The sequence below is a fragment of the Pseudomonas sp. GNP012 genome (genome assembly GCF_054343835.1).
Window position 1 is genome coordinate 381,070 of record NZ_JBTGUU010000001.1, and the last position, 19,685, is coordinate 400,754.

At 60.4% G+C, this 19,685-nt stretch carries 18 protein-coding genes; 15 read left to right on the top strand and 3 right to left on the bottom strand.

Going from position 1 to position 19,685, the window contains the following annotated elements; translation table 11 throughout:
* Positions 1–33: 33 nt before the first annotated feature.
* From hscA to ACXX83_RS01735, 14 genes are all read left to right on the top strand, one after another.
* Complete coding sequence (gene hscA / locus ACXX83_RS01670; RefSeq protein ID WP_458547409.1) at positions 34–1,896, top strand: Fe-S protein assembly chaperone HscA; 1,863 nt, start codon at positions 34–36, stop codon at positions 1,894–1,896.
* Between the two features lie 2 nt (positions 1,897–1,898).
* A complete protein-coding gene (fdx, locus tag ACXX83_RS01675) occupies positions 1,899–2,240 on the top strand; it encodes an ISC system 2Fe-2S type ferredoxin (protein WP_015093626.1) in 342 nt (113 codons plus the stop codon).
* A gap of 14 nt (positions 2,241–2,254) precedes the next feature.
* Positions 2,255–2,455, top strand: coding sequence for a Fe-S cluster assembly protein IscX (iscX, locus tag ACXX83_RS01680; protein ID WP_007973999.1), 201 nt, complete (start codon positions 2,255–2,257; stop codon positions 2,453–2,455).
* 88 nt (positions 2,456–2,543) lie between these two features.
* Positions 2,544–2,969, top strand: coding sequence for a nucleoside-diphosphate kinase (gene ndk / locus ACXX83_RS01685; RefSeq protein WP_007903599.1), 426 nt, complete (start codon positions 2,544–2,546; stop codon positions 2,967–2,969).
* A 28-nt stretch (positions 2,970–2,997) separates the two neighbouring features.
* Entirely contained in the window at positions 2,998–4,146 is a 1,149-nt protein-coding gene (gene rlmN, locus ACXX83_RS01690) for a dual-specificity RNA methyltransferase RlmN (RefSeq protein ID WP_015093627.1), read from the top strand.
* A gap of 12 nt (positions 4,147–4,158) precedes the next feature.
* Positions 4,159–4,917: a type IV pilus biogenesis/stability protein PilW gene (pilW, locus tag ACXX83_RS01695; protein ID WP_217837280.1), complete on the top strand. Its 759-nt coding sequence runs from the start codon at positions 4,159–4,161 to the stop codon at positions 4,915–4,917.
* Positions 4,917–5,957, top strand: coding sequence for a RodZ domain-containing protein (locus ACXX83_RS01700; protein WP_458547410.1), 1,041 nt, complete (start codon positions 4,917–4,919; stop codon positions 5,955–5,957). The genes pilW and ACXX83_RS01700 overlap by 1 nt, the downstream gene beginning before the upstream one ends.
* A 3-nt stretch (positions 5,958–5,960) precedes the next feature.
* Positions 5,961–7,070 (top strand): flavodoxin-dependent (E)-4-hydroxy-3-methylbut-2-enyl-diphosphate synthase, encoded by a 1,110-nt coding sequence (ispG, locus tag ACXX83_RS01705; protein WP_458547411.1) that lies wholly within the window; start codon positions 5,961–5,963, stop codon positions 7,068–7,070.
* 23 nt (positions 7,071–7,093) lie between these two features.
* Positions 7,094–8,383 carry a histidine--tRNA ligase gene (gene hisS, locus ACXX83_RS01710; protein ID WP_217837282.1) on the top strand — a complete coding sequence of 430 codons (1,290 nt, stop codon included), beginning with the start codon at positions 7,094–7,096 and terminating at the stop codon, positions 8,381–8,383.
* Between the two features lie 41 nt (positions 8,384–8,424).
* Complete coding sequence (locus tag ACXX83_RS01715) at positions 8,425–9,066, top strand: tetratricopeptide repeat protein (protein ID WP_458547412.1); 642 nt, start codon at positions 8,425–8,427, stop codon at positions 9,064–9,066.
* A complete protein-coding gene (bamB, locus tag ACXX83_RS01720) occupies positions 9,059–10,210 on the top strand; it encodes an outer membrane protein assembly factor BamB (RefSeq protein ID WP_458547413.1) in 1,152 nt (383 codons plus the stop codon). The genes ACXX83_RS01715 and bamB overlap by 8 nt, the downstream gene beginning before the upstream one ends.
* 240 nt (positions 10,211–10,450) lie before the next feature.
* A complete protein-coding gene (gene der / locus ACXX83_RS01725) occupies positions 10,451–11,923 on the top strand; it encodes a ribosome biogenesis GTPase Der (protein WP_007973987.1) in 1,473 nt (490 codons plus the stop codon).
* A 226-nt stretch (positions 11,924–12,149) separates the two neighbouring features.
* A complete protein-coding gene (locus ACXX83_RS01730; protein ID WP_458547414.1) occupies positions 12,150–13,298 on the top strand; it encodes a pyridoxal phosphate-dependent aminotransferase in 1,149 nt (382 codons plus the stop codon).
* Entirely contained in the window at positions 13,286–14,077 is a 792-nt protein-coding gene (locus ACXX83_RS01735; RefSeq protein ID WP_458547415.1) for an amidohydrolase, read from the top strand. The genes ACXX83_RS01730 and ACXX83_RS01735 overlap by 13 nt, the downstream gene beginning before the upstream one ends.
* Before the next feature lie 205 nt (positions 14,078–14,282).
* Here ACXX83_RS01735 and leuA read toward each other — a convergent pair whose 3' ends face one another.
* From leuA to xseA, 3 genes are all read right to left on the bottom strand, one after another.
* Complete coding sequence (leuA, locus tag ACXX83_RS01740; protein ID WP_095964827.1) at positions 14,283–15,962, bottom strand: 2-isopropylmalate synthase; 1,680 nt, start codon at positions 15,960–15,962, stop codon at positions 14,283–14,285.
* Positions 15,963–16,421: 459 nt separating this feature from the next.
* Positions 16,422–17,243, bottom strand: a complete 822-nt coding sequence (locus ACXX83_RS01745) for a peptidoglycan DD-metalloendopeptidase family protein (protein WP_458547416.1) — start codon at positions 17,241–17,243, stop codon at positions 16,422–16,424.
* A gap of 3 nt (positions 17,244–17,246) precedes the next feature.
* Positions 17,247–18,626, bottom strand: coding sequence for an exodeoxyribonuclease VII large subunit (xseA, locus tag ACXX83_RS01750; protein ID WP_458547417.1), 1,380 nt, complete (start codon positions 18,624–18,626; stop codon positions 17,247–17,249).
* 200 nt (positions 18,627–18,826) lie between these two features.
* Between xseA and ACXX83_RS01755 the strand changes: the two genes are divergently transcribed.
* A complete protein-coding gene (locus ACXX83_RS01755; RefSeq protein WP_458547418.1) occupies positions 18,827–19,594 on the top strand; it encodes a sulfite exporter TauE/SafE family protein in 768 nt (255 codons plus the stop codon).
* Positions 19,595–19,685 lie beyond the last annotated feature (91 nt).

Genomic DNA, 19,685 nt, shown 5'->3' on the forward strand with positions numbered 1-19,685 from the left:
GCACGCCTGATATACAGATAAGTCCTGATAACGATGGCCCTACTGCAGATCGCCGAACCCGGCCAAAGTCCTCAACCGCACCAGCGTCGTCTGGCTGTGGGGATCGACTTGGGCACTACCAATTCGCTGGTCGCTGCATTGCGCAGTGGACTTTCCGAGCCTCTGGCTGACGCGCAAGGGCGGGTCATCCTGCCGTCTGCCGTGCGCTATCACGCCGATCGGGTCGAGGTTGGCGAATCCGCCAAGCTGGCTGCCGCCACCGATCCCTTGAACACCGTGCTGTCGGTCAAGCGCTTGATGGGTCGTGGTCTGTCCGACGTCAAGCAGCTGGGCGAGCAACTGCCCTACCGCTTTGTCGGCGGCGAGTCGCACATGCCGTTCATCGACACGATCCAGGGCCCGAAAAGCCCGGTCGAAGTGTCCGCCGATATCCTCAAGGTCCTGCGCCAGCGCGCCGAAGCGACCCTGGGCGGTGAGCTGGTGGGGGCGGTGATCACCGTTCCGGCCTATTTCGATGACGCTCAACGTCAAGCCACCAAGGATGCGGCCAAGCTGGCCGGCCTGAATGTGCTGCGTTTGCTCAATGAGCCGACCGCTGCCGCTGTGGCCTATGGTCTGGATCAGCATGCCGAAGGCCTGGTCGCCATTTACGACCTGGGCGGCGGTACCTTCGATATTTCGATTCTGCGCCTGACCGGCGGTGTCTTCGAAGTCCTGGCCACCGGCGGCGACAGCGCCCTGGGCGGCGATGACTTCGACCACGCGATCGCTGGCTGGATCATCGAGAGCGCGGGCCTGTCCGCCGACCTCGATCCAGGTGCGCAGCGCAACTTGTTGCAAACCGCCTGTGCGGCCAAGGAAGCCCTGACCAATGCGCCTGCCGTTGAAGTCGCCTATGGCGAGTGGAAAGCCGAGCTGACCCGTGAAGCCTTCAATGCGCTGATCGAGCCGATGGTCGCACGCAGCCTCAAAGCCTGCCGTCGTGCGGTGCGTGATTCCGGTATCGAGCTGGAAGACGTGCACGCCGTGGTCATGGTCGGTGGTTCGACTCGCGTACCTCGCGTTCGCGAAGCCGTCGCCGAAGCCTTCGGTCGCCAGCCCCTGACTGAAATCGACCCGGATCAAGTGGTCGCCATTGGTGCTGCGATCCAGGCTGATACCCTGGCCGGTAACAAGCGCGATGGTGGCGAACTGCTGCTGCTCGACGTGATTCCGCTGTCCCTGGGCCTGGAAACCATGGGCGGCCTGATGGAGAAGGTGATTCCGCGCAACACCACCATCCCTGTCGCCCGCGCCCAGGATTTCACCACGTATAAAGACGGCCAGTCGGCCATGGCGATCCACGTGTTGCAGGGCGAGCGCGAGCTGATCAGCGACTGCCGCTCCCTGGCGCGCTTCGAATTGCGCGGTATCCCGGCAATGGTGGCGGGGGCGGCGAAGATTCGCGTGACCTTCCAGGTCGACGCCGACGGTCTGCTCAGTGTTTCCGCTCGCGAACTGGGTTCGGGCGTCGAAGCCAGCATTCAGGTCAAGCCGTCCTACGGCCTGACCGACGGCGAAATCGCCAAAATGCTCAAGGACTCGTTCCAGCACGCCAATGACGACAAGGTTGCCCGTGTACTGCGCGAGCAGCAGGTCGACGCCCAGCGCCTGATCGAAGCCGTGCAGGCCGCTCTGGAGGCCGATGGTGAGCGCTTGCTCGACGCCGAGGAACGCATGGTCATCGATGCGCAGGTGCGGGAACTGACTGAACTGATGAAAGGTACCGATGGTTACGCCATCGAGCAGCAGACCAAGCGTCTGTCGCAAGTGACCGACGCCTTTGCTGCCCGCCGCCTGGACTCGACGGTGAAAGCCGCGCTGGCGGGGCGCAACCTGAATGAGATTGAGGAATAACGATGCCGCAGGTCATTTTTCTGCCACACGAGAAGTTTTGCCCCGAAGGCATGGTTGTTGAGGCTGAAACGGGGGTTTCCATCCTCGAGCTGGCCCATGAGCACCACATCGAGATGGAAAGCGCCTGTGGCGGCGTCTGCGCCTGCACCACCTGCCACTGCATCATCCGTGAGGGTTTTGACTCGCTGGAAGAAGCCGACGAGCTGGAAGAAGACTACCTTGATAAAGCCTGGGGTCTTGAGCGCGAGTCCCGCCTGGGGTGCCAGGCCAAGGTCGGTACCGAAGACCTGACGGTCGAAATTCCGAAGTACTCGCTCAACCACGCCGCCGAAGCGCCGCATTGATTCAAGGAATTGTCATGAAACTCAAGTGGACTGATGTGCTGGAGATCGCGATCCAGCTGGCTGAAAGCAAGCCCGACGTGGACCCTATGTCGGTCAACTTCGTCGATCTGCGCAAATGGGTAATGGAATTGCCCGATTTCGACGATATGCCTGAGCATTGTGGCGAAAAGATCCTGGAGGCCATTCAGGCCCACTGGATCGAAGAACGCGATTGAGCCACGCCGCAGGTTAGGCAATACCCGAGAACCCGCGTATAATTCGCGGGTTTAATTTTTCGTAAATTACCGTTTCTGGAGTTACACCATGGCTGTTCAACGTACTTTCTCCATCATCAAGCCTGACGCCGTTGCTAAAAACGTGATCGGCGAGATCACCACTCGTTTCGAAAAAGCTGGCCTGCGCGTTGTAGCTTCGAAACTGAAGCAGCTGTCCAAAGCCGAAGCCGAAGGCTTCTACGCTGAGCACAGCGCTCGTGGCTTCTTCAACGACCTGGTTGCTTTCATGATCTCCGGTCCGGTTGTCGTTCAGGTTCTGGAAGGCGAAAACGCTATCGCTCTGAACCGTGAGCTGATGGGCGCTACCAACCCTAAAGAAGCTGCTGCCGGCACCATCCGCGCTGACTTCGCTGACTCCATCGACGCCAACGCCGTACACGGTTCGGACTCCGAAGCCGCTGCCGCTCGCGAAATCTCGTACTTCTTCGCAGCTACTGAAGTAACCACTCGCTAAGCATTGGCTTAAGAGTGAAGGTGAATCCATGACTACATCGACTGTAAAAACTAACCTGCTGGGTCTGACTCAACAGGAAATGGAAAAATTCTTCGACTCAATCGGGGAGAAGCGTTTCCGTGCCGGTCAGGTAATGAAATGGATTCACCACTTTGGTGTCGATGATTTCGATGCCATGACGAACGTCAGCAAGGCCTTGCGCGAAAAGCTCAAGGCTGTTGCTGAGGTCCGTGGTCCGGAAGTGGTCAGCGAGGACATCTCCAGCGACGGCACCCGCAAGTGGGTGGTGCGCGTGGCGTCCGGCAGCTGCGTCGAGACCGTGTACATTCCCCAGGGCAAACGCGGCACCTTGTGCGTTTCGTCCCAGGCAGGCTGTGCCCTGGATTGCAGTTTCTGCTCCACCGGCAAGCAAGGCTTCAACAGCAACCTCACCGCCGCCGAAGTCATCGGCCAGGTGTGGATTGCCAACAAATCCTTTGGCAGCGTCCCGGCAACCGTCGACCGTGCCATCACCAACGTGGTGATGATGGGCATGGGTGAGCCGCTGCTGAACTTCGACAACGTCGTCGCGGCCATGCATCTGATGATGGACGACCTGGGCTACGGCATTTCCAAGCGCCGCGTGACCCTGTCCACCTCCGGCGTGGTACCGATGATCGATGAGCTCTCCAAGCACATCGACGTCTCCCTGGCGTTGTCCCTGCACGCACCGAATGACGCATTGCGTAACCAATTGGTGCCGATCAACAAGAAGTATCCGCTTAAGATGCTGCTCGAGTCGTGCCAGCGCTACATGTCGTCCCTGGGCGAAAAGCGTGTGCTGACCATCGAGTACACCTTGCTCAAGGACGTCAACGACAAGCTTGAGCACGCAGTGGAAATGATCGAGCTGCTAAAGAACATCCCGTGCAAGATCAACCTGATCCCGTTCAACCCGTTCCCGCATTCCGGGTACGAGCGTCCGAGCAACAACGCCATTCGTCGCTTCCAGGATCAGCTTCATCATGCCGGTTTCAACGTCACCGTCCGCACCACCCGTGGTGAAGACATCGACGCCGCCTGTGGTCAATTGGTAGGGCAGGTGCTGGATCGCACCCGTCGCAGCGAACGTTATATCGCCGTGCGTGAATTGAACGCCGACAGCGATGTTGCTTCGAGCACTGCGAACAACAATTAAGAGAGGATCTCTATGTCCCTGCGCTTTGCGCTGCTTTTGCTGTTGGCCAGCCTGTGTGCTGGCTGCGTGCTTTCGGGTGATTACAACCCGATGAAGACCAGCAAGGGCCGTGATGAAGCGCGTGAGGCGTATGTGCAACTCGGTATCGGGTATTTGCAACAAGGCATGACCGAGCGCGCCAAGGTTCCGCTGAGAAAAGCCCTGGAACTCGATGGCTCCGACCCTGATGCCAACGCGGCGCTGGGGCTGGTGTTCCAGGCCGAGATGGAGCCGGAACTTGCTGACGAGCATTTTCGCAAGGCGCTGTCTTCCCGTCCGGGCGACGCACGAATCCTCAATAACTACGGCAGCTTTCTTTTCGAGCAAAAACGTTACACGCAAGCCTACGAGCGCTTTGAACAAGCGGCTGCCGATACGCTGTATCCTGAGCGTTCGCGGGTGTTCGAGAACCTGGGCATGACCGCTGCGATGCTCGGCCAGCGTGATCTGGCCCTGCAGCAACTGGAAAAAGCCCTGCGCCTGAACCGGCAACAACCTCGTGCATTGCTGGAAATGGCTGAGTTGTCTTACGAAGACAGGCATTATGTGCCCGCGCGAGATTATTACGACCGTTTCAGCCAGCTCTCCGAGCAAAATGCACGTAGTCTATTGCTCGGCGTTCGGCTGGCAAACGTGTTCGAAGATCGCGACAAGGCTGCAAGTAAAGGCCTGCAACTAAAAAGACTCTATCCCGGTACGCCGGAATATCAGCAATACCTGTCGGAGCAATGATGAAAGCGGCGCATCCCGAAGTTGTAGCAGCGAATCGCGTTAACCCCGGTGAGACTTTGCGCCAGGCCCGCGAAAGCAATGGCTGGTCGCTGGCCGAAGTGGCCCTCAAGCTCAACCTCACCACCACTTCCTTGAGCAATCTGGAAGCCGGCGCTTTCGACAAGCTGCCTGGGCATACCTTTGCCCGTGGTTATATTCGCGCCTATGCCAAGTTGCTCGGCATGGACCAGGCCGTTCTGGTCCAGCAATTCGATCAATCCACCGGTACCGACTCCCAGGGCAGCAATGTTCACAGCCTGGGTCGTATTGAAGAGCCGGTCCGGGTTTCCCACACCATTTTGCGAGTCGTCAGCCTGCTGTTGCTGGTAGCGGTGATTGGTGGCGGTTTCGTCTGGTGGCAGGATCAGACCTCGATGCGCACCAAGGACCTGATCGGTCTGACTCCGGAACACGTAGAAGTCGAAGGGGCCGACGGTACCACACAGATTCATCCGCTGGACGAGCCGGAAGACCAGGCCGTCGTGGAAGGTCAGACCGAAGGCGGAACCGCTCTCGCGTTGCCGCAGGCCGAGGCTCCGGCTGAAGCACCGGAACAGGCTCAAGTGACAACGCCGGCCACCCCGGCAACGCCGACCACACCAGCCGCACCCGCTCATACCCCCGCGCCCGTTGTCGCAGCGCCGGTGACCCCGGCAACTCCGGCTCCGGCAGCGGCTGCCGTCCCGGTTCCTGCGGTGACTGCACCGGTAGTCGCTCAGGCTCCTGCTCCTGCTCCAGCCGCAGCCGCACCGGTGGCCGGTCAAGGCCAGGTTCAGGTGCAGTTCACCTCTGATTGTTGGACACAAGTGACCGACGGTAGCGGCAAGGTGCTGTTCAGCGGTCTCAAACGCAAAGGCGACAGCCTGGCGGTCAATGGCAAACCACCGTTTTCCGTACGCCTGGGCTTTGCCCGCGGCGCTCAGGTCAGCTACAACGGCCAGCCTGTCGATGTCGCTCCGTTCACCAGTGGCGAGACTGCTCGCCTGAAGTTGGGTCAATAAGTCATGCACGGCGAATCTCCAATCAAACGTCGCGAATCCCGCAAGATCTGGGTCGGTAACGTGCCTGTTGGCGGCGATGCGCCTATCGCTGTGCAGAGCATGACCAACAGCGACACCAACGACGTCGCGGCCACGGTCGCGCAAATCAATCGCCTGGAAGCGGCTGGCGTCGATATCGTGCGGGTTTCCGTACCGGACATGGACGCTGCCGAGGCCTTCGGCAAGATCAAGCAGCTGGTCAAAGTCCCCCTGGTTGCCGACATCCACTTCGACTACCGCATCGCGTTGCGCGTCGCCGAGCTGGGTGTCGATTGCCTGCGGATCAACCCGGGCAACATCGGTCGCGAAGATCGCGTGCGCGCGGTGGTCGATGCCGCCCGTGACCGCGGAATCCCGATCCGTATCGGCGTGAACGCCGGTTCCCTGGAAAAAGACCTGCAAAAGAAATACGGCGAGCCCACGCCTGCTGCGCTGGTCGAGTCTGCCTTGCGTCACGTCGAGCACCTTGAACGTCTGAACTTCCAGGACTTCAAGGTCAGCGTGAAAGCCTCCGACGTGTTCATGGCCGTCGAAGCGTACCGCCTGCTGGCCAAGGAAATCGTCCAGCCACTGCACCTGGGCATCACCGAAGCCGGTGGTTTGCGTTCAGGCACGGTGAAATCTGCCGTGGGCCTCGGTATGCTGCTCGCCGAAGGGATTGGCGATACTATCCGCATCTCGTTGGCGGCCGACCCGGTCGAGGAAGTGAAAGTCGGCTACGACATTCTCAAATCCCTGCACCTGCGTTCCCGTGGCATCAACTTCATCGCCTGCCCGAGCTGCTCGCGGCAGAACTTCGATGTGGTCAAGACCATGAACGAGCTGGAAGGGCGCCTCGAGGATTTGCTGGTACCGCTGGATGTTGCGGTCATCGGTTGCGTGGTCAACGGCCCGGGTGAAGCCAAGGAAGCCCATGTCGGCTTGACCGGCGGCACGCCCAACCTGATTTACATCGATGGCAAGCCATCGCAGAAACTGACGAATGACAATCTGGTGGATGAGCTTGAACGCTTGATCCGCCAGAAAGCGGCCGAAAAGGTCGAAGCTGACGCCGCCGTTATCGCGCGTGGCTGATCGAACGAATTTAAGGATTTAACGTGAGCAAGTCTCTGCAAGCCATTCGTGGCATGAACGACATCCTGCCCGAACAGACTCCCCTGTGGCGTCATTTCGAAGGCACCGTTTCGCGCCTGCTGGATAACTACGGTTACAAGCAGATCCGCATGCCGATCGTCGAGTTCACCGAGCTGTTCAAGCGCTCCATCGGTGAAGTGACCGACATCGTCGAAAAAGAGATGTACACCTTCGACGACCGCAACGGCGACTCCCTGACCCTGCGCCCTGAAGGCACGGCGGCTTGCGTGCGCGCGGTGCTGGAACATGGCATCACCGGCGGCGGCCAGGTTCAGAAACTCTGGTACATCGGTCCGATGTTCCGCCACGAGCGTCCGCAGAAAGGTCGCTATCGCCAGTTCCACCAGATCGGTGTCGAAGTGTTCAACCTCGACGGTCCGGACATCGACGCCGAACTGATCGTGTTGACCTGGCGCCTGTGGGGCGAGCTGGGCATCCGCGATGCGGTAAAGCTCGAGCTCAACAGCCTGGGCACCAGCGAATCCCGTGGTCGTTATCGCGAAGCACTGGTCGAATACCTCTCGGCGCACATGGACAAACTCGACGAAGACAGCCAGCGTCGCCTGAAAACCAATCCGCTGCGGGTTCTTGATACCAAGAACGCCGAGACCCAGGCGGTATTGGTCGATGCGCCGAAGATGGCCGACTACCTCGACGAAGAATCCCGCGTGCACTTCGAGGGCCTCAAGGCTCGCCTGGACGCCGCCGGCATTCCCTACGTGATCAACCCGAAGCTGGTTCGCGGGCTGGATTACTACAGCAAGACCGTTTTCGAATGGGTCACCGACAAGCTCGGCGCCCAGGGCACCGTGTGTGCTGGCGGTCGTTACGACGGCCTGGTAGAGCAGATGGGCGGCAAGCCGACCGCCGGCGTTGGCTTTGCCATGGGCATCGAACGCCTGGTGCTGTTGCTGGAAACCCTGGAGCAGATCCCGCAAGAGATCTCCCGTCAGGTTGACGTCTACCTCTGCGCCTTCGGTGAAGCCGCCGAACTCGCCGGGCTGACCCTGGCGGAGCGCGTCCGTGACCAGTTGCCCAACCTGCGCCTGCAAGTGAATGCCGGCGCCGGCAGTTTCAAAAGCCAGTTCAAGAAGGCCGACAAGAGCGGTGCGTTGTACGCGCTGATCCTCGGTGACGACGAAATGGCCCAGCAAGTGGTAGGTTTCAAACCCCTGCGTGGCCAGGGCGAACAACAAAGCATTGCCTGGGATGCGCTTGCAGCGCACCTGGCCACCTGCGTCGTGCAGGGTTGAAGCTGTCTAAACAGCCGAATTAGCGATTAAGGAGTATTGGGGTGTCGAGTACCGAAGACGAACATTTGATGGAACTGAAGGAATGGTGGTCACGCAACGGTAAGCCCCTGGTCACTGGCGGCCTGTTGGCGTTGGTCATCGTGTTCGGCTGGCAGGCGTTCCAAAAGTATCAGAGCAATCAGTCGCAAGGCGCCTCGATTCTCTATCAGCAATTGCTCGAATCCACGCTGACGCCTGACGGCAAGCCTGATGCGGCTCGTGTTTCGGACCTGGCCGGCAAGCTTAACAGTGAGTACGGCGGCAGCGCCTACGCGCAGTACGGCAGCCTGTTCGTGGCCAAGGTAGCGGTCGACAGCGGCAAGCTGGACGACGCGGTCACCGAGCTCAAGGCCATTGTCGCCAAGCCGGCCAACCCGGCGCTGGGCGAAATCGCCCGTCAGCGTCTGGCCCAGGTACTCGGCGCGCAGAACAAGGCCGACGAAGCCTTGAAGCTGCTCGAAGGCGATGCCGACAAGGCATTCCTGGCCACCCGCGAAGAACTCAAGGGCGACCTGCTGGTGCAGTTGGGTCGTACCGACGAGGCGAGCACGGCGTATCAAAAAGCCAAGGCGGCACTGTCGGATGAAGCGGCGGTCGGTGGCCTGCAAATCAAGCTGGACGACCTGGCCAAAGGGGATGCGTGACGTGATTCGTTGGAAACATGCAGCATTGCTGGCCCTGGCCATTTTGGCCGTGGGTTGCAGCAGCAACAGCAAAAAAGAACTGCCTCCGGCCGAACTGGTCGACTTCAAGGAAGAAGTGGTTCTGCAAAAGCAGTGGAGTCGTTCGATCGGTGACGGTCAGGGCGAAACCTACAACATGCTGGTTCCGGCCATCGATGGCGATACCATCTATGCCGCCGATGTCACTGGCGTGTTGATGGCGATGGATCGCCACACGGGCGACGTCAAATGGAAGAAAGATCTCGAGCTGTCTGTTTCCGGCGCTGTCGGCGTTGGTTACGGTCTGGTCACGATCGGTACGATCAAGGGTGAAATCGTTGCCCTGGACGCGATCAACGGTGAAGAAAAGTGGCGCGCTCGCGTGTCCAGCGAAGTGCTGGCACCGCCAGCCAACAACGGTGACGTTGTGGTGGTTCAGACCCAGGACGATCGCCTGATCGGCCTGGATGCCTCCACCGGTGATCGTCGCTGGATCTATGACAGCACGCCTGCGGTTCTGACCCTGCGGGGCACCAGTGCGCCGATCGTGACCAACCGCCTCGCGGTGGCTGGTCTGTCGACCGGCAAAGTGGTTGCCGTGGACATCTCCAACGGCGTACCGGTGTGGGAACAGCGCGTAGCGATCCCGCAAGGTCGTTCGGAGCTGGAGCGCGTGGTCGATATCGACGGTGGCTTGCTGCTGTCGGGCGAGACGCTGTATGTCGCCAGCTATCAGGGGCGCGTTGCGGCCCTGGATCTGCAAAGCGGCCGTCAGCTCTGGCAGCGTGATGCTTCCAGCTACGCCGGTGTCGCCCAGGGCTTTGGCACCGTTTATGTAAGCCTGTCTTCGGGTACCGTTGAAGGCGTCGACGAGCGTTCCACCACAGCCTTGTGGAGCAACGATTCGCTGGCCCGTCGTCAACTGTCGGCCCCGGAAGTGTTCTCCAGCTACGTTGCAGTCGGTGACCTGGAAGGTTACCTGCACCTGCTGAGTCAGGTGGACGGTCGATTCGTCGGCCGCGAGCGCATCGACAGCGACGGCCTGCGTGCCCGTCCGCTGGTGGTGGGTGACACGATTTATGTGTATGGCAACAGCGGCAAACTGGAAGCCCTGACCATCAAGTAAAGGTTTGACTATGCTTGGGGTTAACCCCCCAGGCTGCTTCACTTGTGGGTATGAATGTGGGAGCGAGCCTGCTCGCGATGGACGTCAACGATAACGTTTGCGTCCTGAATGAACGCGGTGCCTTTGCGTTTATCGCGAGCAGGCTCGCTCCCACAGACAAGCGCGCAGTGTTGCCCCGAGCACCAGCCGCTGCCTCGCAGCGGCTTTTGTATTTTCTGAAATAACGAAGTGGAGAGCCGCATGGTTCCCGTAATCGCCCTGGTGGGCCGACCGAACGTCGGCAAGTCCACCTTGTTCAACCGCCTGACCAGGACTCGTGACGCCATCGTCGGCGACTTGTCCGGTCTGACCCGTGATCGCCAGTACGGTGAGGCCAAGTGGCAAGGGCGTTCCTACATTCTGATCGACACCGGCGGTATCTCCGGTGACGAGCACGGTATGGACGAAAAGATGGCCGAGCAGTCACTGCTGGCCATCGAAGAAGCCGATGTCGTTCTGTTCCTGGTAGATGCCAAGGCCGGTTTTACCGCCGCCGACCAGATGATCGCCGAGCATTTGCGCAAACGTAACAAGCGTTCCCACGTGGTCGCCAACAAGGTCGACAACATCGACCCGGAAATGGCCCGCGCCGAATTCGCCCCGTTGGGCATGGGCCATGCGATCCCGATCGCCGGTGCCCACGGCCGTGGTATCACCCAGTTGCTGGAAGCGGCACTGAGTGAATTCCCGCGTGACGAAGACGAGCCGCAGGAAGGCGAAGAGGAAGAGGTCGTCGCCGAAGGCGAGGAAGCCAAGCGCATTCCTGGCCCAAGTGAAAAGGACGGGATCAAGATCGCGATCATCGGCCGTCCGAACGTCGGCAAGTCGACCCTGGTCAACCGCATGCTCGGTGAAGATCGGGTCATTGTCTACGACCAACCCGGCACCACCCGCGACAGTATCTACATCCCGTTCGAACGTAACGACGAGAAGTACACGCTGATCGACACGGCCGGTGTGCGCAAGCGCGGCAAGATCCACGAAGAAGTCGAAAAGTTTTCCGTGGTCAAAACCCTGCAGGCGATCAAAGACGCCAACGTGGTGATCTTCGTGATGGACGCCCGCGAAGGTGTGGTCGATCACGACCTCAACCTGTTGGGCTTCGCCATTGAATCGGGTCGTGCGCTGGTCATCGCGATCAACAAGTGGGACGGCATGACGCCGAGCGAGCGCGACTTCGTGAAGGTCGAGCTGCAACGTCGGCTGTTCTTCGTTGACTACGCCGATATCCACTTCATCTCGGCCCTGCACGGCACCGGCGTGGGCAACCTCTACGCGTCGGTACAGAACTCGTTCAAGTCTGCGGTTACCCGTTGGCCGACCAGCCGCCTGACCCAGATCCTCGAAGACGCGGTCAGCGAGCACCAGCCGCCGATGGTCAACAGCCGCCGGATCAAGCTGCGTTATGCCCACCTCGGTGGTGCAAACCCGCCAATCATCGTGATCCACGGCAACCAGATCGAGAAGGTGCCGAAGTCCTACGTGCGCTACCTGGAAAACACTTACCGCCGTGTTCTGAAGCTGGTCGGTACGCCGATCCGCATCGAGTTCAAGGGTGGCGAGAACCCGTACGAAGGCAACAAGAACACGCTCACCGACCGTCAGGTCAACAAGAAGCGTCGTTTGATGTCACACCACAAGAAAGCCGACAAGAAGCGCCGCGATAAGCGCTGATTCCTGAAGGCCAGATCGACCGCTTTTGTAGGAGCTGCCGCAGGCTGCGATCTTTTGATTTTGCTTTAAAGACAAGATCAAAAGATCGCAGCCTGCGGCAGCTCCTACAGGGGGCGGTCAGAGAAAGGGCGCTCACCAGAGCGCCCTTTTTTTATGGGCGCCGTTTGGGCTATTCTCGGACTCCCCCGCGCCGCCGTAGAGCCGGGTGTAGAGCAGGGAACCACCGATGATCACCAGCAAGCTGCCGAATGTCGGCATCACCATCTTCACGCAGATGTCTCAGCTCGCGGCACAGACCGGCGCGCTCAATCTGTCCCAGGGCTTTCCCGATTTCGCGGCCCCGCAGGCCCTGTGCGATGCGGTCGGCCGGCATATCGCCAGTGGCCACAACCAGTATTCGCCGATGACCGGCCTGCCGGTGTTGCGTCAGCAGATTGCGGTGAAGATCGCCCGCAGCTATGGCACGCAGGTGGATGCGGATACTGAAGTGACGGTCACCCCAGGCGCGACCGAGGCGATTTTCTGTGCCATTCAGGCGGTTATCCACAGCGGCGACGAAGTCATCGTGTTTGACCCGGCATACGACAGCTACGAGCCCTCGGTAGAGCTGGCCGGCGGTCGTTGCGTGCATGTACAACTGGGCTTGAACGATTTCAGTATCAACTTCGAGAAGCTTGCCCAGGCACTGAGCCCGCGCACGCGGATGATCATTCTCAACTCTCCGCACAACCCCAGTGGCGCATTGATCAGTCGTGCCGAACTCGATCAGTTGGCCGCCTTGATCCGCGATCGCGACATCTATGTGATCAGCGACGAAGTCTACGAACACCTGGTGTATGACGGTGTGCCCCATGTCAGCGTGCTGGCCCATGAAGAGCTGTATCAGCGTGCTTTCGTGGTCAGCTCGTTCGGCAAGACCTACCACGTCACCGGCTGGAAAACCGGCTACGTGGTCGCGCCGCCGGCCCTGACGGCGGAATTGCGCAAGGTGCACCAGTACGTCAATTTCTGTGGTGTGACGCCGCTGCAATATGCCTTGGCCGATTTTATGGCCGAGCATCCTGAGCACGTCGAAGAGCTGCCGGACTTCTATCAGGCCAAGCGTGATCTGTTCTGCGATCTGCTGGTGCCGTCGCGTTTCAGTTTCACCCGGGTGACCGGCACCTATTTCCAGTTGGTCGATTACTCGCAGATCCGCCCGGACCTCAATGATGTCGAGATGGCCCTGTGGATGACTCGCGAACATGGTGTGGCAAGTATCCCGATTTCGGTGTTCTACCAGACGCCGCCTGAAGGGCAGCGTCTGGTGCGGCTGTGCTTTGCCAAGCGTGAGGAGACCCTGCGTGAAGCGGCGGAAAAGCTATGCGTGATCTGAGTGCATTGCCGAACCTGACCGTGGCGCTGATCCAGACATCCCTGGCTTGGCACGACCGTCAGGCCAACCTGGAGCATTTCGAACCCTTGCTGGAGCAGGCTCGCGGTGCTGACCTGATCATACTGCCGGAGATGTTCACCACAGGTTTTTCCATGGAGTCCGAGACCCTCGCGGAATCGGAAAACGGCCCCACCAGCAAGTGGCTGCGAGCTCAGGTGGCAAGACTTGATGCCGTGATTACCGGCAGCGTGATCATCCAGGCCGCCGACGGCAGTCATCGCAATCGCCTGTTGTGGGCACGCCCGGATGGCGAGGTGTTGCATTACGACAAGCGTCACCTGTTCCGCATGGCAGGTGAGCATAACCACTACACCCCGGGCGAACGTCAGGTGCAGTTCGAGTTAAAGGGGTGGCGCGTGCGGCCGCTGATTTGCTACGACTTGCGCTTCCCGGTGTGGAGTCGTGACGCTCAGGACACGGATCTGCTGCTGTACACCGCGAACTGGCCGGGTGCGCGACGCCAGCATTGGAACCGTCTGCTCCCGGCGCGGGCGATCGAGAACCTGTGCTACGTAGCGGCGGTGAATCGTATTGGTTCAGATGGCAAGGGCTTTGCTTATACCGGCGACAGCCAGGTGCTGGATTTCCAGGGCGAGACGTTGCTGAGCGCGGGAGAGGCGGATGGGGTGTTTCAGGTCGTTCTGAATGCCGCAGACCTTCAAGCTTATCGCACACGGTTTCCGGCGAATCTGGATGCCGATACTTTCGAGTTCACCTGAGATTTTCGCTGCCTGACAGGGCCTCTTCGCGGGCAAGCCCGCTCCCACAGTTGACCGTTGCGAACACAAATTTTGTGTACGCCCACATACCCTGTGGGAGCGGGCTTGCCCGCGAAGGGGCCGGTTCAGACAACAAAAAACAAGCAGGCAAAAAAAGGCCCCGAGGTGCAAACCTCGGGGCCTTTTGCATTTCAGCGAAGGCCGATTACGCCGCTTTCGCTTCCGGCTGGCTCAGCGAACGGTTCAGCGCGCTGAACAGGGCCTTGAAGCTGGCGGTGGTGATGTTTTCATCGATGCCGACGCCGTGCACCGCACGTTCGCCGTTCACGCGCAGTTCAATGTAGGCCGCGGCCTTGGCATTGGTGCCCGCGCCAATGGCGTGCTCGTTGTAGTCCATGATTTCCACCGGGATCGGCAGACCGGCCACCAGCGCTTCCAGGGCACCGTTGCCCTTGCCGCGCCAGTGCAGGTTGGTCTCGCCCTGGCCTTTGCTGGCCACTTCCACTTCGACGGCGCTGTGACCGTTTTCTTCCTGCAGGCGATGGCTGACCAGCGCGTACGGGGTGTTGGCCTGCAAGTACTCGCTGTGCAGCAGCGCGTGGATTTGCTGGGCAGTCATCTCAAGGCCCAGGCGGTCGGTTTCACGCTGTACGACCTGGCTGAATTCGATCTGCATGCGACGTGGCAGGCTGATGCCGTATTCCTGCTCCAGGAGATAAGCGATACCACCCTTGCCCGACTGGCTGTTGACGCGGATGACCGCCTCGTAGCTGCGGCCGATGTCAGCCGGGTCGATAGGCAGGTACGGCACTTCCCACAAGGCATCGGATTTCTGCTGGGCGAAGCCCTTGCGGATCGCATCCTGGTGCGAGCCGGAGAACGCGGTGTGCACCAGGTCGCCGACGTACGGGTGACGCGGGTGTACCTGGATCTGGTTGCACTCTTCGACGACTTTGCGCACGCCGTCGATGTCGGAGAAGTCCAGCTCAGGGTTCACGCCCTGGGTGTAGAGGTTCAGGGCCACGGTCACCAGGTCGACGTTGCCGGTACGCTCGCCGTTGCCGAACAGGCAGCCTTCGACGCGATCGGCGCCGGCCATCAGGCCCAGTTCGGTGGCAGCAACGCCGGTGCCACGGTCGTTGTGGGTGTGCAGGCTGATGATCACGCTGTCACGACGGTTGATGTGACGGCCGAACCATTCGATCTGGTCGGCATAGATGTTCGGGGTCGCGCATTCGACGGTGGCCGGCAGGTTGAGGATCATCTTGTGCTCAGGCGTCGGGTTCCACACCTCGATTACCGCGTCGCAGACTTCCTTGGCGAACTCCAGCTCGGTGGCGCTGAAGGTCTCCGGCGAGTATTCGAAGGTCCACTCGGTGTCCGGCTGCATGGCTGCGTATTTGACGAACAGCTTGGCGGCGTTCACGGCGATGGCCTTGACCCCGTCCTTGTCCTGGTTGAAGACAATGCGGCGGAAGGAAGGGGAGGTCGCGTTGTACAGGTGAACGATGGCTTTCTTCGCGCCGCGCAGGGATTCGAAGGTGCGCTCGATCAGGTCTTCACGGCCCTGGGTCAGCACCTGGATGGTGGTGTCGTCCGGGATGTGGTTGCCTTCGATCAGGGTGCGGACGAAGTCGAAGTCGGTTTGCGAAGCGGCCGGGAACGACGCTTCGATTTCCTTCACGCCGACCTGCACCAGGGTTTTCCAGAAGCGCAGCTTCTTGACGGCGTCCATCGGCTCGATCAGCGACTGGTTGCCGTCGCGCAGGTCGGAACTGCACCAGATCGGCGCGGCGGTGATGGTTTTCGATGGCCAGGTGCGGTCCGGAATATCGATGGTCGGGAACGCGCGGTATTTCGAAGACGGGTCTTTGAGCATGCTCATCGGGAAATCCTTATTGTGTGGGCCGAAAAAAGGCGGCCTGCCGGTGGATCAAAAGTTCTTGGACTGACGCTTGGGGCGAGGCACCACGATTCAGCCCGACAGTCGTGCGCTGACAAGGCACAGGCTGCTGTGCTGGCGGAGCTGAATGAGGGTGTGAGAGGTTTTCATGCCTTCAACCCTAACCTTGGGGGGGAAGGATGGCAAGCAGTCGAAAAAAATTGAGAGGAATACTCGTGTGTGGGTATTTATCGAGATTTTATTGCTTCAAATGGTTGCGATGATCTTGTTTTTTGCGCGAGGTTTGAGCGGTGCGCAATTGGTGTGGGGCATGGCTGGACGACTTTCGGTGCCTGTGAAATTGCCATCGCGAGCAAGCTCGCTCCCACATTGGATCTGCGTGAACACGGACACTGTGGGAGCGAGCTTGCTCGCGATGGCGTCAGCTGCCTTACGCAATAATCAAGGTTGAAACGCCCCAATGAAAATGGCCGGATCCACCCGCGCATCGTTCAGGCTGACGTTCCAGTGCATATGCGGCCCTGTCGCCCGGCCAGTCGCGCCGACCTTGCCGACCACGCCACCGCGCGCCAGTTGCTGCCCCACCTTCACGTCGATTTTCGACATGTGGCAGAACATGCTGATGAAGCCCTGGCCATGGTCGACGAACACCGTATTGCCATTGAAGAAATAGTTGCCGATCAGGATCACCTTGCCCGCGGCCGGGGTCTTGATCGGTGTGCCGGCGCCCACCGCGAAATCCAGACCCGAATGAGGATTGCGCTCCTCACCGTTGAAGAAGCGCCGCACGCCAAACTTGCTCGACAGCGGCCCGTTCACCGGTTTGTCCAGCAGCAGGTTGCTTGGCGTATTGGGGCTGAACGTGCGGTAAGCGGCAATCTGCTCGGCCAGTTCACGCTCGATGCGCTTGAGGTTTTCCGGGTCCGGATTGACCTGCTGGGTGTTTTTCAGGGTGATGCGCTGTTCCGGGTATTTCTTGTTGCCAACCGTAAAATTCAGATTGCGGCCGCCGCTGCTGATCGAGTGAGCCCCCGGCTTGACCGTCAGCGGCACGCCGACTATGGCCAGCCAGTTGTTCTGCTCCTTCACGACCAGCACGGGTTTGCCTTGATAACTGGCTTTTGGCGCCTGGGCGGACGGGCCCAGATCCACCACCGCCACGCCGCCCGGCACCGGTTTGTTCAACAGGCGGGTGATGTAGCTGTCGGCGTGGGCGTTGAAGGTCAGGAGCAGCAACAGCAATGGAGCCAGGAAACGCGGCATGGATCAGTCCAGTAAAGAAAGGGTGACAGGCGTCAGGTGGTTGTCTTCGACCCGCACTTGCAGTTCGCCTTCGCCCAGCTTGGCTTTCAGGCGCTGGCCGGTATGGGTTTGCGCGGCGTTGCGGATCGCAATGCCGCGCTCGTCCAGCAAAATGCTGTAGCCACGGCCGAGGGTCGCCAACGGGCTGACCACATGCAGGGTCTGCATCTGGCTGTGCAATTGCAGGCGACGGTTCTTCAGCCCTTCGCGGATGGCGCGCGGCAGGCGTTCGGCCAGGCTGTCGAGGCGCTGGCGCAACATTGCCAGTTGCCGGCCCGGATGTTGTGCGGCCAGACGGGTTTCCAGGCGGATCAAGCGTTCGCGACGGGTGTTGAGGCTACGCTCGAACGCGCGGCGCATGCGCATGTCCAGGTCATCCAGGCGTTGCGCTTGCTGGCGCAGGCGCTCGCCGGGATGACGCAGGCGGCGAGAGACACCTTCCAGGCGCAGGCGGTCGCGCATCAAGCGGTCACGCATGCGCATCACCAGCCGGCGGTGCAGGCTTTCGACCCGACGCACCAGGTCACTGGAATCAGGTGCCAGCAATTCGGCGGCAGCGGAGGGGGTGGGCGCGCGAACATCGGCGACGAAGTCGCTGATCGACACGTCGGTTTCATGCCCGACCGCGCTGACAATCGGGGTCACGCAAGCGTCCACGGCGCGGGCCACGGCTTCTTCGTTGAAACACCAGAGGTCTTCCAGCGAACCGCCACCCCGGGCCAGGATCAGGGCGTCGAAACCCCGGGCATCCGCCAGCTTCAGCGCACGGACAATCTGTGCGGTGGCTTCGCGGCCCTGTACGGCGGTGGGGATCAGCGTCAACTGCACCTGCGGTGCGCGACGGCGGAACACGCTGATGATGTCGCGGATCACTGCCCCGGTGGGCGAACTGATGATGCCGATGCGTTGTGGATGCGCCGGTAGCGGGACCTTGCGCTCGGCACTGAACAGGCCTTCGGCGCTGAGCTTTTCCTTGAGTGCCTCGAAGGCCAGGCGCAAGGCGCCATCGCCGGCCGGCTCCACGGTGTCGAGGATCAGTTGATAGTCACCGCGCCCCTCGAACAACGAGACCTTGCCGCGCACCTTGACCGCCAGCCCGTCCTTCAAGGCCTGACGAACCCGTGCCGCGTTCTGCCGGAACAGCGCGCAACGCACCTGGGCGCCGCTGTCCTTGAGGGTGAAATACACGTGGCCGGACGCCGGGCGGGCGAGGTTGGAGATTTCGCCTTCTACCCAGATGTTGCTGAACACGTCTTCGAGCAACACCCGCGCGCGGCCGTTGAGCTGGCTGACGGTCAGGACTTCGCGGTCCAGGCCGAGTCTTGCAAAGGGATCTTTAATCATGGGGCGCAGTTTAAAGGCATTTGCCCGGCAATCTCCATGGCTCAACATAAATCCCTTGTGGAGCCGCGAAATGTGGGAGCGAACTTGCTCGCGAAGGCGGTGGGTCAGCCGCATTGATCCGGGATTTAAGTCCGCTTTCGCGAGCAAGCCCGATCCCACCAAGGTAAAGTCACCGGCGGGTAATCAAGGAAGATATGTGGATGAATGTGTTTGAGCTGTTGAGCCATTGGCCGTTCGGCTCGCTGGATTGGCTGGTCATCGGTACGGGCATCGCCCTGGCCTACATTGTGTTCGGCATCGCCGGGTTCGGTACGGCGTTGATCGCAGGGCCGATTCTGATTCTGTTCATGCCGCTGTCGGAGATCGTGCCGTTGCTGGTGTTGCTCGATTTTGTCGCGGCATTTGGCAACCTGTTGCCTTCGCGGCGGGATGTCGCCCGGCCTGAGCTGTTGCGGCTGCTGCCGTGCATGGCGGTGGGCTGCACGCTGGGGGTGATTTTCCTGCTGAACCTCAAGTCCGATCTGTTGCTGCTGTTGATGGGGCTGTTTATCAGTGCCTATGCGATCTACAGCCTGTGGGTCAAAACCCGCCCGACGCAGTTGTCTGCCGTGTGGGCTCTGCCGATGGGCACTGTGGGCGGGATGTTTGGCGCGTTGTTTGGCAGTGGCGGCTTTCTGTATGCGATCTATCTGAACAGTCGGTTGCCCAAGGAGGCGGCCCGGGCCACCCAGAGCGCACTGATCAGTTGCAGTACGGTGGTGCGATTGAGTCTGTTTGCAATCGCCGGTGTGTATGCCGATCTGCCATTGCTGGTGCTGGCGGTGTGTCTGTTGCCGGCGATGGTGCTGGGGCTGTGGATTGGGCGGCGCCTGACCATGCGGATGTCCCGCGAGGGGTTCGTGCGTCTGGTGACGTGGCTGGTGCTGGCCAGCGGGATTGCGTTGATCGGGCGCTATCTCAGCACCTGAAGATTCAACCTGTTGCAGGGGGCTTTTTGTGGGAGCGAGCTTGCTCGCGATAGCGGTCGAACAGACACATCAATGTTGAATATGACGCCCT

What these genes read in the sequence shown, in the direction of transcription:
- hscA (WP_458547409.1), top strand. Translation starts at nt 34, where the DNA reads ATGGCCCTACTGCAGATCGCCGAACCCGGCCAAAGTCCTCAACCGCAC.
- fdx (WP_015093626.1), top strand. Translation starts at nt 1,899, where the DNA reads ATGCCGCAGGTCATTTTTCTGCCACACGAGAAGTTTTGCCCCGAAGGC.
- iscX (WP_007973999.1), top strand. Translation starts at nt 2,255, where the DNA reads ATGAAACTCAAGTGGACTGATGTGCTGGAGATCGCGATCCAGCTGGCT.
- ndk (WP_007903599.1), top strand. Translation starts at nt 2,544, where the DNA reads ATGGCTGTTCAACGTACTTTCTCCATCATCAAGCCTGACGCCGTTGCT.
- rlmN (WP_015093627.1), top strand. Translation starts at nt 2,998, where the DNA reads ATGACTACATCGACTGTAAAAACTAACCTGCTGGGTCTGACTCAACAG.
- pilW (WP_217837280.1), top strand. Translation starts at nt 4,159, where the DNA reads ATGTCCCTGCGCTTTGCGCTGCTTTTGCTGTTGGCCAGCCTGTGTGCT.
- ACXX83_RS01700 (WP_458547410.1), top strand. Translation starts at nt 4,917, where the DNA reads ATGAAAGCGGCGCATCCCGAAGTTGTAGCAGCGAATCGCGTTAACCCC.
- ispG (WP_458547411.1), top strand. Translation starts at nt 5,961, where the DNA reads ATGCACGGCGAATCTCCAATCAAACGTCGCGAATCCCGCAAGATCTGG.
- bamB (WP_458547413.1), top strand. Translation starts at nt 9,059, where the DNA reads ATGCGTGACGTGATTCGTTGGAAACATGCAGCATTGCTGGCCCTGGCC.
- der (WP_007973987.1), top strand. Translation starts at nt 10,451, where the DNA reads ATGGTTCCCGTAATCGCCCTGGTGGGCCGACCGAACGTCGGCAAGTCC.
- ACXX83_RS01730 (WP_458547414.1), top strand. Translation starts at nt 12,150, where the DNA reads ATGATCACCAGCAAGCTGCCGAATGTCGGCATCACCATCTTCACGCAG.
- ACXX83_RS01735 (WP_458547415.1), top strand. Translation starts at nt 13,286, where the DNA reads ATGCGTGATCTGAGTGCATTGCCGAACCTGACCGTGGCGCTGATCCAG.
- leuA (WP_095964827.1), bottom strand. Translation starts at nt 15,962, where the DNA reads ATGAGCATGCTCAAAGACCCGTCTTCGAAATACCGCGCGTTCCCGACC.
- ACXX83_RS01745 (WP_458547416.1), bottom strand. Translation starts at nt 17,243, where the DNA reads ATGCCGCGTTTCCTGGCTCCATTGCTGTTGCTGCTCCTGACCTTCAAC.
- xseA (WP_458547417.1), bottom strand. Translation starts at nt 18,626, where the DNA reads ATGATTAAAGATCCCTTTGCAAGACTCGGCCTGGACCGCGAAGTCCTG.
- ACXX83_RS01755 (WP_458547418.1), top strand. Translation starts at nt 18,827, where the DNA reads ATGAATGTGTTTGAGCTGTTGAGCCATTGGCCGTTCGGCTCGCTGGAT.